This is a genomic window from uncultured Jannaschia sp., assembly GCF_947494025.1.
GTDB lineage: Bacteria > Pseudomonadota > Alphaproteobacteria > Rhodobacterales > Rhodobacteraceae > Jannaschia.
In genome coordinates this window covers 88,059-103,544 of the sequence record NZ_CANLTQ010000008.1, presented here as the reverse complement: position 1 = coordinate 103,544, position 15,486 = coordinate 88,059, and the positions used below count along the sequence as shown (strand labels likewise).

General features: G+C 68.0%; 15 protein-coding genes. 8 read left to right on the top strand and 7 right to left on the bottom strand.

Annotated features, from left to right (window positions below):
• Nucleotides 1-35: 35 nt before the first annotated feature.
• Complete coding sequence (locus Q1B08_RS12245; protein ID WP_299819020.1) at nucleotides 36-1,079, bottom strand: autoinducer 2 ABC transporter substrate-binding protein; 1,044 nt, start codon at nucleotides 1,077-1,079, stop codon at nucleotides 36-38.
• A gap of 521 nt (nucleotides 1,080-1,600) precedes the next feature.
• Between Q1B08_RS12245 and Q1B08_RS12240 the strand changes: the two genes are divergently transcribed.
• Nucleotides 1,601-2,254 carry a cation diffusion facilitator family transporter gene (locus Q1B08_RS12240; protein WP_299819017.1) on the top strand — a complete coding sequence of 218 codons (654 nt, stop codon included), beginning with the start codon at nucleotides 1,601-1,603 and terminating at the stop codon, nucleotides 2,252-2,254.
• Nucleotides 2,255-2,365: 111 nt separating this feature from the next.
• Here the strand turns inward: Q1B08_RS12240 and Q1B08_RS12235 are convergent, their stop codons facing one another.
• Nucleotides 2,366-3,592, bottom strand: a complete 1,227-nt coding sequence (locus tag Q1B08_RS12235; RefSeq protein WP_299819014.1) for a cation:proton antiporter — start codon at nucleotides 3,590-3,592, stop codon at nucleotides 2,366-2,368.
• Nucleotides 3,593-3,880: 288 nt separating this feature from the next.
• On the bottom strand, nucleotides 3,881-4,789 hold the full coding sequence (locus Q1B08_RS12230) for a PfkB family carbohydrate kinase (RefSeq protein ID WP_299819011.1): 909 nt from the start codon (nucleotides 4,787-4,789) through the stop codon (nucleotides 3,881-3,883).
• A gap of 75 nt (nucleotides 4,790-4,864) precedes the next feature.
• Between Q1B08_RS12230 and Q1B08_RS12225 the strand changes: the two genes are divergently transcribed.
• The 7 genes from Q1B08_RS12225 to Q1B08_RS12195 are packed head-to-tail and all read left to right on the top strand — an operon-like array spanning nucleotide 4,865 to nucleotide 11,228.
• Nucleotides 4,865-5,980 carry a LacI family DNA-binding transcriptional regulator gene (locus Q1B08_RS12225; RefSeq protein ID WP_299819008.1) on the top strand — a complete coding sequence of 372 codons (1,116 nt, stop codon included), beginning with the start codon at nucleotides 4,865-4,867 and terminating at the stop codon, nucleotides 5,978-5,980.
• Nucleotides 5,977-6,906: a substrate-binding domain-containing protein gene (locus Q1B08_RS12220; protein WP_299819005.1), complete on the top strand. Its 930-nt coding sequence runs from the start codon at nucleotides 5,977-5,979 to the stop codon at nucleotides 6,904-6,906. The genes Q1B08_RS12225 and Q1B08_RS12220 overlap by 4 nt, the downstream gene beginning before the upstream one ends.
• Nucleotides 6,906-7,697 (top strand): ATP-binding cassette domain-containing protein, encoded by a 792-nt coding sequence (locus tag Q1B08_RS12215; protein ID WP_299819002.1) that lies wholly within the window; start codon nucleotides 6,906-6,908, stop codon nucleotides 7,695-7,697. Before Q1B08_RS12220 ends, Q1B08_RS12215 begins: the two co-directional genes overlap by 1 nt.
• Nucleotides 7,698-7,699: 2 nt before the next feature.
• Nucleotides 7,700-8,695 (top strand): ABC transporter permease, encoded by a 996-nt coding sequence (locus tag Q1B08_RS12210; RefSeq protein WP_299819053.1) that lies wholly within the window; start codon nucleotides 7,700-7,702, stop codon nucleotides 8,693-8,695.
• 1 nt (nucleotide 8,696) lies between these two features.
• Nucleotides 8,697-9,542: a BtpA/SgcQ family protein gene (locus Q1B08_RS12205; protein WP_299818999.1), complete on the top strand. Its 846-nt coding sequence runs from the start codon at nucleotides 8,697-8,699 to the stop codon at nucleotides 9,540-9,542.
• A gap of 1 nt (nucleotide 9,543) precedes the next feature.
• Entirely contained in the window at nucleotides 9,544-10,176 is a 633-nt protein-coding gene (locus tag Q1B08_RS12200; RefSeq protein WP_299818996.1) for a TenA family protein, read from the top strand.
• Nucleotides 10,173-11,228 carry a TatD family hydrolase gene (locus Q1B08_RS12195; RefSeq protein ID WP_299818993.1) on the top strand — a complete coding sequence of 352 codons (1,056 nt, stop codon included), beginning with the start codon at nucleotides 10,173-10,175 and terminating at the stop codon, nucleotides 11,226-11,228. Before Q1B08_RS12200 ends, Q1B08_RS12195 begins: the two co-directional genes overlap by 4 nt.
• 48 nt (nucleotides 11,229-11,276) lie before the next feature.
• Here Q1B08_RS12195 and Q1B08_RS12190 read toward each other — a convergent pair whose 3' ends face one another.
• From Q1B08_RS12190 to Q1B08_RS12175, 4 genes are all read right to left on the bottom strand, one after another.
• Nucleotides 11,277-12,041, bottom strand: coding sequence for a glutamine amidotransferase (locus tag Q1B08_RS12190; protein ID WP_299818990.1), 765 nt, complete (start codon nucleotides 12,039-12,041; stop codon nucleotides 11,277-11,279).
• 97 nt (nucleotides 12,042-12,138) lie between these two features.
• Nucleotides 12,139-13,638, bottom strand: a complete 1,500-nt coding sequence (locus Q1B08_RS12185; RefSeq protein WP_299818987.1) for an ABC transporter substrate-binding protein — start codon at nucleotides 13,636-13,638, stop codon at nucleotides 12,139-12,141.
• A gap of 28 nt (nucleotides 13,639-13,666) precedes the next feature.
• Nucleotides 13,667-14,518 (bottom strand): ABC transporter permease, encoded by an 852-nt coding sequence (locus Q1B08_RS12180; RefSeq protein ID WP_299818984.1) that lies wholly within the window; start codon nucleotides 14,516-14,518, stop codon nucleotides 13,667-13,669.
• Nucleotides 14,515-15,459: an ABC transporter permease gene (locus Q1B08_RS12175; RefSeq protein WP_299818980.1), complete on the bottom strand. Its 945-nt coding sequence runs from the start codon at nucleotides 15,457-15,459 to the stop codon at nucleotides 14,515-14,517. Before Q1B08_RS12175 ends, Q1B08_RS12180 begins: the two co-directional genes overlap by 4 nt.
• Nucleotides 15,460-15,486 lie beyond the last annotated feature (27 nt).

Here is a 15,486-nt window from a genome sequence, read left to right as displayed (position 1 = left end):
GGCATCGCGCCGGCGCCCGCGTGTCCGCGGCAGGATCAGAAGTTGTACTGGTCCATGTTCTCGGAGGTCACGCCGACCCAACCCGCACCGTAGAGTACGTTCTGACGGTCCTCGCCGGCCTCCTGCAGGTCTTCGTAGCCTTCGAGGCCGAGGTTGAGGCCCGCGCCGATCTGGTCGTCGCGCCCTTCGAGCGCCGCCACGGCGAGCATGTTCATGGCGTAACCCGCGACAGCCGGATCCCAGAACTGGATGTACTCGATGTCGCCGTTGGCGATGTACTCGCCCGCCACCGAGGGCAGGCCGGTGCCCGCGAAGTGCAGCTGCCCCTGCAGGCCGCTTTCCGCAATCAGACGCCCCGCGCCCGCCGAGGTCGGCATCGGGCCGCCCACGATGCCCGCGATGTCGGGATGCGCGGTCAGCGCCTCCTTGAGCTTGGTGTAGTCGGTGTTGGCGTCGTCGTAGGTCTCGAGCCGCTCGGTCACCATTTCCATGTCGGGATAGGCTTCCTCCTGCCGCGCGATCGCGCCGTCGATCCACTCGTTCTGCGATTTCGAGGTCAAGCTGCCGACGGTGGCGACGTACTGGCCGCTCTCGCCCATCTGCGCGGCGAGCTCGTCCATCAGCTTGGCGCCGTATGCGAGGTTGTCGAACGCCTCGATGTCGTAGTCGACGTTCTGGATGTTCGACGCCTCGTGGCTGATCACCACGATGCCGCGGTCGCGCGCCTTCTGGAGCACCGGCTCCACCGCCTCGACCGAAAACGGCACGATCGCGATGGCGTCGACGCCCTGGGCGATCAGGTTCTCGACCAGCTGCACCTGCGCCGCCGCGTCCGCCGAGGACGGGCCCACCATCCAGGTGTCGTGGCCGGTGTCTTCGCCGAACTGCTGCACGCCGTCGCGCATGCGGTCGAACCACGCGATGCCGTCGACCTTCACCACCGTGGCGATCGAGTAGCTCTCGTCGGTCTGGATCAGCTCCTGGTTCACGTTGCTCGTGTCCACGACCTGATCCTGCGCCTGTGCGGCGCCGGCGGCGGTCACGGCGGCGACGGCCAGTGAAATGAAATGCGTCTTCATGATGATCTGTTCTCCCTCTTGGCCGAATGGGCCGAAAACGTCCGGTCGTCCCTTCGAGCGGCCGGCAAGGCTGCACCGAATTCCGTTCGGATCGCAACATCACGCGCCACCCAAACGGAGCGGCCGGGGGTCGTCAAGCCTAAGCGGGAATGCTTCAATCGGTGCCCACCGCGGGAACCGCGGCGCGGCTGGCGCCGTGGTCGGTGACGACACCTGACATCATGTCGGGGTCCGCAAGGCATACGGCTCGTCGCGCACCGATCTTGCTGGAGGCGATCATGGCCCGGCTGGCGGGTGACCCCCGCCCCTCCCGAGACCGCGTTTCGACGAACGGCCATTTCGGTCACGCCCGGAAACCGCCATCAGCAAATCAGGGCAATTCACCGTAAATCACGCGACAACGAAGGCAGGATGGTTCCGCCGTTGCCGTGTTCCATTCGCCCGATTTTCGATCTTCCGCGCCTGAACATCCGGGGCATCGGCCGCGTTACCCGAAGACCGCGTCGCGGGAGAAGCGTGCCATGGCCGAAGAACGGAACGACCGGAAGACCGACTTGAGGCGGGGTCTGCGTGTCGAGATCGCCAGTCTCCTCTACAACATCTTGGAAGTCGTCGTCTCGGTGACCGCGGGCCTCCTTACCGGCAGCGCCGCGCTGATCAGTTGGGGACTCGACAGCACCGTCGAGGCGACCTCCGCCGGCACACTGATCTGGCGCTTGCGGGCCGAAGAAAGGGGCGCCGACCGACGCACGGTTCTCAAGCGCAAGAAAGTCGCCCTTTCGGTCGTCGCGGCAGCGTTCTGGATCGTCGTGGCGGCCATTCTCTACGAGGCGGTCTCGGCTTTCGTCTCGCGGGAGGCGCCCGACTTCTCTTGGTGGGGGATCGCGATCCTTCTCACCTCCCTCGTGGTCAATCCGTTCCTGGCCTGGGGCAAGTTCCGCTACGCCAAGCGGCTTGAGTCGCCCGCCCTGAGATACGACGCCAAGGACACGCTGATCTGCCAGTATCAAACGGTGGTGGTCCTGATCGGGCTCGTCCTGACGCAGACGCACGGATGGTGGTGGGCGGACCCCGTCGCCGCCCTCCTCATTGCCCCCTACGTCGCCTGGGAGGGGTTCGAGGCCACCAGGGACGCTTGGTCGGTCGACCCGGACAACACCGAGGCGGCCGCTTGAGGTGTGCCGACATCGGCCCAAACGCACGGAAGGCGGCCATGTCGCGCACGGCGGGTCGTCCAGGTGACAACGCCCTCGCGAATCTCTGCAAGGGATGCTCGAACCACGCAACTATTCCTTTTCGTCGTGTCGTCCGAGCGCCCGCGTCAGGACGGCACCGGACAATCCGTGCGCCAGGACCGAGCCGGCGATCACCAGGGTGACGGCGTGCCAGATGACCGGCTCGCCGGTCTCGTGCTCCATCAGGGAGGCATAATAGATCGCCGCCACCGCGACGGGACCGAACCAACCCATGAACAGCGCCTGGGGAACGGTCCGGACATCGCGCAGCAGCGGGCGCAAAAGAAGCAACGCAGGCGGGCGGCGCAGCAGCAGGATCGCCAGAGCCAACAGCGGCCCGGCAAGGCCGAGTTCGATCCAGCCCGCCCAGGGCAGCGCGCTGCCCAGAAGGACGAAGATCGGGATCGCGAAGAAGCGGTTCACCGCCTCCTGCCCATGTTCCTCGTTGCGCCGGTCGTCGCCGCCGATGACCTGTGTGAACATGGCACCGGCCGCGAAGACCAGAAGCACCTCGTCGCTGTGAAGCAACCGCCCGGCCCCCACCGCCAGAAGCGCCAGGGCCACGGTATAGACCAGCCGCCAATCCTTGCCGATCGCGCCGAGACTTTCGGCCACCTGCAACGAGCGCGCCGCGATCCAGCCAAGCGTCAGGCCGGTGATCGTGGCGATGCCGACCTGCCACAGCAGGATAGTGGTGAACCAGTGAGCGAACGAAATTCCGGCCGGGGGCGCCACCAGAACCAGCGGGAGAAACACGAAGAGATAGGCAAGTCCGTCATTGGCCCCGGACTCGAAGGAGATGGCATGACGGATGGGTTCGGGGATGTTCTCGCGCGCCTCCTCGCTCGTGACCATAGGGCTGGCCGCGACGGGATCGGTGGGCGTGACGATGGCGCCGATCAGGGCCGCGAGCCAGACGGGCAGGCCCAGGATGAGATAGACCAGCGCAGCGCTGACAACCCACATGGCGATCATGCCGAGGCCGACGAGCAGGAGCATCTCGCGCCAGCGGCGCCGCGGATAATCGCGCGGGATGCGCAGCGCGACCCCCATGAGCCCCACGCCCAGCGTCAGGCGGGCCGCCTTTTCCATCACATCGGCCCGCTGCCCCGTCGCCTCGAGATCGATCAGGCCGAAAACCTGCGGACCGGCCAGGATGCCGAGAACAAGCGCGAGCAGCGTCGGTGGAAAGGGCGTGCGCTCCAGCCAGCGCGAGACGAGGCCCAGAACGAGGGTGGCACCGCCAAGAAGAGCGACGATGACATCGAAATCGTTCACAAGACCGATCCTTGATGGGCGTCGACCAGCTTCGGCTCGTGGCAGAGGGCCCCGGCCGGGATCTTCCTGTCACGGCTCATCTGCCTCTGTCCAATCGGAAAGACGAAGTGGCTTGCCTGCTTCTGGCGCCGCCTCGGTCCGTTTGATGTGTTCAATGCCGGTGCGGTCCGGCGTCCGGTTGCCACAATCGTCGTTCCGAAGCGCGCGCGGACCGACGCCATGGATGACCGCGAACCCCTCCCTCGCTGTAGGTCGCCCCGTCATCGACAGTTCGACATCACCGGGCATTCAGGAAGCCTGACCGGCCGCGAGTGAAAGGTCCAGGATCGCGCCCATCTCTTCGATCGTCGGCATCGCGGAAACCGATCCGAACCGGGAAACGGTGAGCGAAGCGGCGACAGCGGCCAGCTCCAGGTCCTCGGCTGAAAGCGGGCCGCCCCGCCGCAGGGCCGAGGCGAGCGCCACGGACTGGAACGTGTCTCCCGCCCCGGTCGTGTCCGCGATTTCAGTCCGCCGCGCCGGCACATGTGCGATGTCGCCGCCGTATCCCAGAAGGGCGCCGCGTTCGCCCGATGTCAGAACAACGGCGGCGGCACCCGCACCGCGCATCGCGGTCACCGCCGCTTCACCCCGAGTTCCCGTCATGAACTCCGCCTCGGCTTCGTTCACGAACGCGAAATCCACGCCTGACAGCACATCCGACATCCAGCGCTCGATCGGGGACGGATTCAGGGCGATGCGCATTCCGCGGGCGCGGCCGGCCTGGATCAGCGCCTTCGTGGCGTCCTGCGTCAGGTTCCCCTGAAGGACCATCAGATCGCCTGCCCCGGCACCGTCCAGCCCCTCGAGCGCGTCCGCCGGGCGCAGCGCCCGAGCGCAGTCCGTGGTGGTGACAATGACGTTCATCCCCGCCGCGTCGGACAGAATGATCGAACGATCCGTCGCGGCCGACGCCATCCGATACAAATCCGCTTCGACGGGTTCGGCCGCCAGACGGGAGCGGACGATATCGGCCGCGGGATCGACGCCGACGGCCGCCCGCAATCGAACCGGCAGACCGCACCGAGCCAGCATCACGGCCTGGTTCGCGCCCTTGCCTCCCAGATCCGCATGGCGGTGGGTTCCGAAGATCGATGCGCCCTCCTGCGGGAGGTTCTCGACCGCAAAGATCTCGTCCAGAGTGACGTTGCCGATCACGAATGCCCGCATGTTCCGTCCAGTGCCTGATGCCGGTCCCGCTTCGCCGGAACCTTCCGTAATCGATAATGGTGATTGACTCGCCACGATATTCGTCTTGTTAATTGGTTTACTAAACCTCCAAGCCTGTCAACGGGACCGCGTGTGACAAAGGTACGACATAGCCTCAAGGATGTTGCGCGGCATGCCAGTGTGTCGGTGGCGACGGTTTCCCGGTACCTGAACGGCAACCTGGATCTGCCGGCAAATACGCGCGGGCGCATCGACGCCGCCGTGACGCGGCTGGATTACACACCCAACCCCCATGCGCGACGGCTGAGCCTGGGACGGTCCGACAGCATCGCGCTGATCCTGCCCGACATCGCGAATCCGTTCTTTTCGCGCCTTGCCGCGGCCATCGCATCGCGGGCCGAGGAATCGGGGCAGATGGTCACCCTTCACGCCACCATGAACCGCCCCGACCGGGAGGCCGCGGCGGTCGAGGCCGCCGGACGCAACATGGTCGACGGGCTGATCCTCGTGACCGACCACGTTCCCGATGACGAGGTGCTGCGCCATCTGGGCCGGTTGTCGCGGATCGTGGTCCTGGACGAGGGAGTCTCCGCGAACGCGCCCTGCGTGCTTTGCGACAACCGTCAAGGTGGGGAGCTGGCGGGCCGGCACCTCTGGACGACGGGGCATCGCCGGGTCGGCTACATTGGCGGACGCGCCGACCTGCCCGGCACGGTCGCGCGACTGGACGGCCTGCGCGAGGGCATGCACGGCATCGCCCCCGTCTCGGTCTACGCCGATTCCCATACCCGCACGTCCGGCCGCGAGCTGGCGCTGCGCTTTTTGGAACGGCGGCGTGGTGAGACCGCGCTCTTCGTCGGCTCCGACGAGCTGTGTGTCGGCGTGCTCGAGATTTTCCGCGAGCGCGGCGTCCGGGTGCCCGATGACGTCTCGATCATCAGCTTCGACGACGTCCGCCCGTTGCACCTGTTCGCCCCGGCGATCACCGCCATCACCCAGCCGGTCGAGCGGCTCGGCCAATGCGCGGTGGACCTGCTGCTGCGGGGCGACTGGACCGATCCCGCCATCCGGACGGAGATCCGGCGGCTGCCGGTGCACCTGACCGAACGCGCTTCGGTCCGGCGCATCGAGCCACGGCAAGAAACCATCGAACCAACCAACAAGGAGACACGATCATGACGAAGACCTTCAAGACCGCCCTGATGGCGGCGACGGCGCTCGCCGGCCTCGGCACGGCGGCCTCCGCCGAGACCTACGCGCTCGTGCAGATCAACCAGCAGGCGTTGTTCTTCAACCTGATGAACGAGGGCGCGCAGGCCAAGGCCGACGAGCTCGGCGACGAGCTGGTGATCTTCAACGCCAACAACGACCCGGCCGCCCAGGACAGTGCGATCGAGACCTACATCCAGCAGGGCGTGGACGGCATCGCCGTGGTGGCCATCGACACGAACGGCATCATGTCCGCGGTCGAGCAGGCGGCCGAGGCGGGCATCTCCGTGGTCGGCATCGACGCGGTGCTTCCCGAGGGTCCGCATGCCGCGCAGGTTGGCGTCGACAACGCCCAGGCGGGCGCGATGATGGGTGAATACTTCGTCGAGCACATGAACGAGGAAATGGGCGGAACGGCGAAGATCGGCATCGTCGGCGCGCTGAATTCGACGATCCAGAACATCCGCCAGCAGGGCTTCACCGACGCGATCGAGGGCGCCGAGGGTGTCGAGATGGCGACCGTGGTGGACGGGCAGAACGTACAAGACCTCGCGCTGGCGGCGGCCGAGAACCTGATCACCGCCAACCCCGACCTCGACGCGATCTATGCCACGGGCGAGCCGGCGCTTCTGAGCGCGATCGCCGCCGTCGAGAGCCAGGGCCGGCAGGAGGACATCAAGGTGTTCGGCTGGGATCTGACGCAGCAGGCCATCGACGGAATCGACGCAGGCTACGTGCAGGCGGTGATCCAGCAGGACCCGCGCGAGATGGGCAGCACCGCGATCGGGATCCTGGACGACCTGGCCACGGGCGGATCGACGGAACCGAACGTCTCGGTCCCGGTGACCATCGTCACCAGCGAGAACGTGGACGAGTTCCGGAGCATCTTCGAGTAATGGCTCTGGCTGCCCGCAACATCGCGCCGGAGGGCTCCGCGCCCTCCGGCGACACCGCCGCGCCGCGTATCTCGCTGCGCGGCATCCGCAAGAGTTTCGGATCGATCGAGGCCTTGCGCGGTGTCGACCTGGACGTCATGCCCGGCGAATGCGTGGGCCTGATCGGCGACAACGCCGCCGGCAAATCGACCCTGACGAAGATCATCTCGGGCACCTACGTGGCCGATGCGGGCACCATCGCCGTGGATGGCGAGCCGGTGCGCTTCACAAGGCCCAACGACGCGCGCGCGCACCACATCGAGATGGTGTTCCAGGATCTGAGCCTGTGCGACCACATCGACGTCATGGGCAACCTGTTCCTCGGCCGCGAGGCCACGCGCTTCTCCTTTCTCGACAACCGCCGGATGAAGGAGCGCGCGCGCCGGATGCTGGATGACCTCGACATCCGCATTCCCAACCTGGGCGCGAAGGTCGCGCAGCTCTCCGGGGGTCAGCGACAGGCGATCGCCATCGCCCGCGCCGCCTCTTTCGAGCCGCGGCTCCTGATCATGGACGAGCCGACCTCGGCGCTGGCCGTGGCCGAGGTGGAGGCGGTGCTGCGCCTCATCAACCGGGTCAAGGCGCGCGGCGTCTCGGTCATCCTCATCACCCACCGGCTGCAGGATTTGTTCGAGGTCTGCGACAAGATCGCCGTCATGTACGAGGGCACGAAGATCGCCGAACGCGAGACCGCCAGGACGCAGCTCTCGGAACTCGTGACGCTGATCGTCGGAAAGGGAGAAGCGATTTGAGCGTGACCTATACCGAGCGCGGGGCCGGATCGGCTTTTGCCGACTTCCTGACCGAAAAGGCGCAGGTGCTGTCGATCGCGGCATTCTTCCTGCTCTGCGTGCTGTTCTTCTCGGTGGCGACGGACGTCTTCCTGACCCCCGGCAACCTTCTCAACATCCTGCGGCAGGCGGCGCCCATCCTCGTGGTCGCCGTGGCGATGACCTTCGTGATCATCACCGCCGGCATCGACCTGAGCGTCGGTTCGCAGGTGGCGCTGATCAACGCCTCGGCCGCCTTGATCCTGGCGGCGGGCGTGCCCTGGCCGCTGGTGGTCGCGGGAATGCTCCTGCTGGGCGCGGCGATCGGGCTGACGCAGGGCTGGTTCGTGGCCTATCAGGGCATCCCGGCCTTTATCGTGACGCTGGCCGGCCTGTCGATCCTGCGGGGCGCGGCCCTCTACATGACGCAGGGCTATTCCATCCCGATCCGGGACGCGCCGGGCTTCTTCTGGCTGGGACGCGGCACGATCCTCGATATTCCCGTGCCCGCGCTGATCGCGCTCGGCGTGGCGGGCGTGGGCGCGCTGGTCCTGAGCCGGCAGATCTACGGCCGGCGGGTGGTGGCGGTCGGCTCGAACCCCGAGGCCGCGCGCCGCGTGGGCATGCCCGCGAAGTGGACCATCGCCTCGGTCTACATGCTGACGGGAATCGCCTCCGCGGCGGCGGGACTGCTGATCGCCGCGCGGCTGGGCTCGGGCTCGTCGAACGCCGCGGTCGGGTTCGAGCTTCAGGTGATCGCCGCCGTGGTGCTTGGCGGCACCTCGCTGTTCGGCGGGCGCGGCTCGCTGCTGGGCACCGTGCTGGGCACGCTGACCATCGCGGTGATCGGCAACGGGCTCATCCTGATGCACATCTCGCCGTTCTTCACGGAGATCGTCACCGGCACGATCATCCTGGTGGCGATCTGGCTGAATACGCGGATCTTCACCGCCAACTTCTCGTTCCGACGAAAGACCTGACATGACCCAGTCCATCTCCGCCACGGGTGGCGACGCCATCCAGGCCATCTTCGGCCGGCCCAAGGCCCTGATCGGCATGATCCACTGCCCGCCCTTCCCGGGCAGCCCGCGCTATCGCGGCGAGTCCATGGAGGCGATCTACGAGACCTGCCTGCGCGACGCCGAGGCACTGGTGTCGAACGGCATGCACGGCCTCATGGTCGAGAACCACGGCGACATCCCTTTCTCCAAGCCCGAGGATATCGGGCCGGAGACCACGGGCTTCCTGGCGGTGGTCGCGGACCGCCTCCGGCGTCGCTTCGACGTGCCGCTTGGCGTCAACGTTCTGGCCAACGCGCCGATCCCGGCCTTCGCCGTGGCGCGGGCGGCCGATGCGGCCTTCATCCGCGTCAACCAGTGGGCCAATGCCTACGTCGCCAATGAGGGTTTCATGGAGGGCCGCGCCGCCGAGGCGATGCGCTACCGCAGCCTGCTGCGCGCGGAGGGCATTCGCGTCTTCGCCGACGCCCACGTCAAGCACGGCAGCCATGCGATCACCGCCGACCGGACGGTGGGCGAGCTCACGCGCGACCTGGAGTTCTTCGACGCCGACGCCGTGATCGCCACCGGCCAGCGCACCGGCGATTCCGCCACGACCGACGAGATCGAGGCCGTGGCCGCCGCCACGGCCCTGCCGGTGCTGGTCGGCTCCGGCGTCACGCCCGAAAACGTGGCGGCGATCCTCGGGCCGGCGGACGCGGTCATCGTGGCCTCGTCGCTGAAGGAGGGCGGCGTCTGGTGGAACCCGGTCGATCCGGACCGCGTCCGCGCCTTCGTCGAGGCCGCCCGGCCCGCCACGGGCGATTGAGGTGGCGCTGTCCGACCGCATTCTCGAACGCTGCGCGCCGGAGCTGGAGGCCATGCTCTCGCATCGCTTCGTCACGCAGATCGAGGCCGACGCCCTGCCCCGTGACGTGTTCGACCGCTACCTTGTCTACGAGGGGGCGTTCGTCGACACGGCCATAGCCATCTTTGCCTTCGCCGTGGCGCGCGCTCCGGACATCGCGACGCGCCGGCACCTGATCGGCGTGCTGGCCGCGCTGGCCGACGAGCAGGTGCCCTATTTCGAGACCCGCCTTGCCGCGCGCGGCCTGTCGGCCGACGCCGCTTTGCCGCCGCAGGCGGCCGCCTTCCGCGACGGGATGCTACGGTTGGCCGAGGAGGGCAGCTTTCTCGAGATCGTCACCGCCATGTTCGCGGCCGAATGGATGTACTGGAACTGGTGCGTCCGCGCGGCCGGGGCGCCGATTGCCGATCCCGACCTGCGGGCCTGGGTCGCGCTTCACGCCGAGGAGACCTTCGCCGCCCAGGCCCGCTGGCTGAAGGACGCCGTGGACCGCTATGGGCGCGAGGCCGACCTCGACCGTCTGACGGACATCTTCGCCCGCGTGACCGAGCTGGAGATCGCTTTCCACCACGCCCCCTACGAGGAACCCGCATGAGCCACGCCCTCGCACCCGACGTGATGACCGTGCTCGGCCCCGTGCCGCTGGAGGCGCTCGGGCCGACGCTGATGCACGAGCATATCCTCAACGACGTCACCTGCTGGTGGCGCGGCACCGACCCCCGCTTCGCCTCGCCCATCCGCGACCGGGCCGTGACGCCCGACATGCTGTGGATGCTGCGCGCGGATCCCTTCGCCTGCCGGGACAACTGCGCCCTGACCGACGAGGGCGCGGCGGTCGAGGAGCTTGGCCTGTTCGCCGCCGGGGGCGGGCGCACCGTGGTCGATCCGACCTGCCGCGGCATCGGGCGCGACCCGGAAGCGCTGGCGCGCATCGCGCGATCCACCGGGCTGAACATCGTGATGGGCGCGGGCTATTACCTCCACTCCTCGCATCCGCCGCATCTCGACAGCATGTCCGAGGAGGACATCGCCGCGGAAATCGTCGCCGAGGCCGAGACCGGCGTGGGCGAAACGGGCATCCGCATCGGCCTCGTCGGCGAGATCGGGGTGTCGGCGCAGTTCACCGACGTCGAGCGCCGATCGCTCCGCGGCGCCGCGCGGGCGGCCGCCCGGACCGGCCTGCCGCTGATGGTCCACCTGCCAGGTTGGGAACGGCTCGCCCACGAGGTGCTCGACGAGGTCGAGAGCCGGGGCCAGCCCGCGAACCGGACCATCCTGTGCCATATGAACCCGAGCTTCGACGACCCCGACTACCTGCGCGCGCTGGCCCGTCGGGGCGCGTTCCTCGAATACGACATGATGGGAATGGACTTCTGGTACGACGACCAGCAGGTGCAGTGCCCCTCGGACGAGCAGACCTGCGCGGCCATCGCCGATTTGTTCGCAGGCGGGTTCGGCGAGGGGATCCTGCTGTCGCAGGACGTGTTCCTGAAGATGATGCTGACGCGGCACGGCGGGAACGGTTACGCCCACGTCTCTCGTCACGTGCTGCCCCGGCTCGCGCGGAACGGCCTGTCGGACACGGAGCTACGGATGCTGATGGTCGACAACCCCCGCCGCGCCCTGGCGCGAAAGGTGGTTGCCTAGGGTCGCCGGCCCGAATGGGCGGGCGGGGCCGGGCCCGCCCTGCCCCGCTCAGGTCCGGGCGAGCCAGCGCAGCATGTTCAGCCAGATCGTGCGGTAGCCGCCCCAGGCCAGGAACTCGGGCGGCAGCCAGTGCGGCGCCATATCCGAGGCCCAGGCGATGGAGCGGCCCTTGCCGTACTCGCCGGTCACCAGCAGGGGGTGACCGCCCTCCGCCTCGGGCAGGCGGACCAGAACCTCGGCGCCGTCGCGGGCCACGATCTCGTTGGCCCCGAGGATGAACGGCCAGTCGCCCGGCACCCCCTCCAGGATCGGATGGGCGGCGTCGCCGGCGATTTCGGGGACGATGCCCTCGGGTGCCTCGATCCGGTCGTCGTAGGGCAGGCAGGTCACGGGCAGCGCATCCTCGACCGGGGTGCGGTGCCAGCGTCCGCTGCCGTCGATGCCCTGGAAGGTCAGGTATCCGCCGACCATCATCAGCCCGCCGCCGTCATGAGTCCAGTCGCGCAGGAGCTTCAGGCGGTTCGGCCGACGCTCGCTGCGCAGGAAGACATCCGGCGGCAGCAGCAGCGAGTTCGCCCCGATGTCGGAGATCAGGATCACGTCCCACCGGTCGAGCCCCGCCCGGTCGAAGGGCAGGTCGGTGACCGCCTCGTGGGAGGGCATGTAGGTGACGTCGAACTCCTCCCCCCGCACGGCATCGAGGAACGGCTCGGCGCCGGTGTGATAATGCGCGCTCGAGAAATTGTCGAAGCCCTTGAAGTGAGTCTCGCTGGTGATCCAGCTCTCGCCGACCAGCAGCACATTCTTGGTCATGGTCGCGTCTTCCTCGCTCGTTGTGGGAAAAGACCCCGGGCGCCGGCGGCCCCCGGGGCGTATCGTGCGGTTGCGGGCGCAGGGCCCGCGGCCGGCGTCACTCCATCGTGGCGAATTGCAGCCGGAACGCGCCGTCGGGCCATTGCGTCCAGTCCAGGTCTGCCACCGACGCCTGCAGCTTCTCCGGGAACACGAGGAACAGCAGCGGCGCCTCGTCGGCGATGATGCGCTGTGCCTGCGCGTAGAGCTCGGCGCGCGCGGTCTGATCGGTCTCGGTCCGGGCGTCCTTGAGCAGGCGGTCGACCTCCTCGTTTTTCCAGCCGGGGAAGTTGTTGGGGCCGTCGATGGTGAAGTAGTTGTACATGTTGCCGTCGGGATCGGACCGGCCGGACCACGGCGACATGGTGAGATCCGAGGTCCGCTCCCGCAGCACCGTGATCAGGCTGGTCGAGTCGATCTGGTTGATCGACACGTCGAACCCCGCCTCGTTCGCCTGCGACTGCAGGATCTGGGCGATCCGGACATAGATCGGTGAATTGGTGACGGTGATCTCGATGCTCACGGGCGCGTCGATGCCAGCCTCCTCGAGTAGCGCCCTGGCTCCCTCCGGGTCGGCGCGCGGCGCTTCCAGGCTGTCGTCGTAGGCCCAGCCGATCGACGGCGGGATCGCGCCCGCGGCGGGGGAAGCGGCCCCGAAATAGGCGGCCTGCATGACGACCTGCGGATCGACCGCCATCGAGAAGGCGCGCCGGACCTGCGGATCGTCGAACGGCGCGGCCGTCGTGTTGAAGGAAAAGGCGTTGAAGCCGAGACCGGGGCTTTTCTTCAGTTTCAGCGAGGCGTCGCCCTCGACCTGCGGCACCAGTTGCGGCGCCACCTCGTCGATCAGCTCCACCGTGCCCGATCGCAGGTTGTTGATGCGCACGGTCTCGTCGGGAATGGGGCGGAAGACCACCCGGTCGATCGCGGGCGCGCCGCGCCAGTACGCATCGAACGCCTCGAGTTCCAGTTCGGAGTTCTTGGTCCAGTCGACGACCTTGTAGGGACCGGCCCCGACGGCCCGGGTCGCGAAATCCGCGCCGAGCTCTTCGACCGCGGTGGGCGAGACCATCATGCCCGCCCGGTTGGCCAGCACCTGCAGGAAGGGGGCGTAAGGATCGGCGAGTTTCAGCGTCACCTCCAGCGGGCCCGTCACCTCCACGCTCTCGAGCGGACCGAGTTCGCTCGCGCGCGGCGAGCCCGTTTCGGGGTCCATGTAACGATCGAAATTCGCCTTCACCGCCTCCGCGTCGAGTGCCGTGCCGTCGTGAAATGTCAGCCCCTCCCGAAGGGTGAGCACGTAGGTCGTCTCGTCGGGCATCTCGTAGGAGGCAAGGCCCGGCTCGATCTCGAGGTCCGGCGTCGTGTGCAGCAGCGGCTCGAAGATGTTGTACTGCACCGCCAGCTCGAAGAACGAGGCCATGAGCGCCGGGTCCAGCGTCACCGGGTCCGACACGATCGCCACGTCGAGGGCCGCGTCATCCTGCGCGAGCGCCGGTGTGAACGCGGTGGCCCCGCCGGCGATCGCGATCGCGGCGAGAATGGTTCTTCTCTTCATCTGTCTTGCTCCCTGTCGGTTGGTCGTTTCAGGCTGTTCGGGGGTCGAAGGCGTCGCGCAGGGCATCGCCGAGCACGTTGAACCCCAGGACCGTGAGGAAGATCGCTAGCCCCGAGAACCATGCCATCCAGGGCGCAAGCTCGAGGAAGCCGATCGCGTCACGCAACATGTTGCCCCAGGTCGCGGTCGGCGGTTGAGCCCCGAGTCCCAGGAAGGAAAGGTAGGACTCGGTGATGATCGCCGCCGCGAAGAGCAGCGACCCCTGCACCATCAGCGGCGCGGCGATGTTGGGCAGGATGGTACGGAAGAGGATGTTGCCGGCCCCGAAGCCCAGGGCGCGGCGTGCCTCCACGAAATCCAGCGAGCAGACCACCATCGTCTGGGCCCGGGCGATGCGGGCGAAGACCGGCAGGTTGACGACCGCGATGGCCAGGATCGCGTTGCCGAGGCTGGGCCCCAGCACGGCGGCGATCGCCAGGGCGAGCAGCACGCTCGGAAAGGCGAAGATCACGTCCATCAGACGCATGAGGATCGTATCGGTCCAGCCCGACGCGTAGCCCGCGAAGCTGCCGATCAGTGCGCCCGCGACCAGCGAGGCCAGGACGCTGACCAGCCCGACCGAGAGCGAGACGCGCGCGCCGTACAGGACGCGCGTCAGGATGTCCCGGCCCAGCTCGTCGGTTCCGAACGGATGCGCGAGGCCGGGGCCTTGCAGCACGGCGAGGAAGTCGGTCTCGTTCGGGCCGTAGGGGGTGAGCACCGGCGCGAGGATCGCGGCCAGGATCGCAAGAAGGACCAGCCCGCCGCCAAGCAGCGCGCGGGGACTGACGAGCAGCGGCGGGAGCCGGGCGGCGGCGGGGGATGCGGCCGCCGCGCTCACGACAGGCGCATCCGCGGATCGACGATCGTATAAAGGATGTCGGTCGCGAGATTGATCAGCACGAACAGCCCGGCCGTCAGCAGCACCGCCCCTTGCACCACCGGGTAGTCGCGCGCGAAGATCGCATCCACCGTCAGCTTGCCGATCCCGGGCCAGGAAAAGATCGTCTCGGTGATGACGACGCCGCCCAGCACCTGTCCGAACTGGATGCCGATCAGGGTAATGATCGGGATCTGCGCGTTGCGGTAGGCGTGCTTCCAGATCACCTTGCGGCGCGGAAGCCCCTTGGCCCGCGCGGTGCGCACGTAATCGGCCTCCAGCACTTCGAGCATGGTGGCGCGCGTCATCCGCATGATCGCCGCCGCCAGCGCGGTGCCCAGCGTGATCGCCGGCAGGATCAGGTGCAGCAGGAAACGGCCGAAATCTTCGCTCGGCGCGACGTAGCCCGAGGCGGGCAGGATCGGGAGATGGATCGAGAACAGCAGGATCAGCAGCACGCCGATCCAGAAGCTGGGCATCGACAGCCCGAACAGCGACAGCAGCGACGCGAGCATGTCGGCGCCCGTGTCGCGCCGCGTGGCCGCGATCACGCCGGTGGGGATGGCGATGGCGAGCGAAACGACCGTCGCGGCGAGCGCGAGCCACAGGGTCGGCAGCAGCGCGTCCATGAGCAGCGGAAGCACCTCGCGCCCGCTCTGCACCGAGCGCCCCAGATCCCCGGTCAGCAGGCTGCCCATCCAGGCAAGGTACTGGACCGCCCAGGGATCGTCGAGCTTGTAGCGTTCCCGCAGGGCGGCGATCGCCTCGGGCGTTGCCTCCATCCCCAGAAGCGCCACGACCGGGTCCCCGGGGATGAGCCGGACCAGCAGGAACACCACGACCGACACCCCGATCAGGATGGGAAGCAGGCTCGTGATCCGGCCCAGTAGCTGGCGCGCCACTTCGTCCTCCTGTCGGGTCGTACCCGA

Coding starts and splice junctions, on each gene's coding strand:
- Q1B08_RS12205 (WP_299818999.1), top strand. CDS start 8,697: ATGACCCAGTCCATCTCCGCCACGGGTGGCGACGCCATCCAGGCCATC.
- Q1B08_RS12185 (WP_299818987.1), bottom strand. CDS start 13,638: ATGAAGAGAAGAACCATTCTCGCCGCGATCGCGATCGCCGGCGGGGCC.
- Q1B08_RS12220 (WP_299819005.1), top strand. CDS start 5,977: ATGACGAAGACCTTCAAGACCGCCCTGATGGCGGCGACGGCGCTCGCC.
- Q1B08_RS12245 (WP_299819020.1), bottom strand. CDS start 1,079: ATGAAGACGCATTTCATTTCACTGGCCGTCGCCGCCGTGACCGCCGCC.
- Q1B08_RS12240 (WP_299819017.1), top strand. CDS start 1,601: ATGGCCGAAGAACGGAACGACCGGAAGACCGACTTGAGGCGGGGTCTG.
- Q1B08_RS12215 (WP_299819002.1), top strand. CDS start 6,906: ATGGCTCTGGCTGCCCGCAACATCGCGCCGGAGGGCTCCGCGCCCTCC.
- Q1B08_RS12190 (WP_299818990.1), bottom strand. CDS start 12,041: ATGACCAAGAATGTGCTGCTGGTCGGCGAGAGCTGGATCACCAGCGAG.
- Q1B08_RS12195 (WP_299818993.1), top strand. CDS start 10,173: ATGAGCCACGCCCTCGCACCCGACGTGATGACCGTGCTCGGCCCCGTG.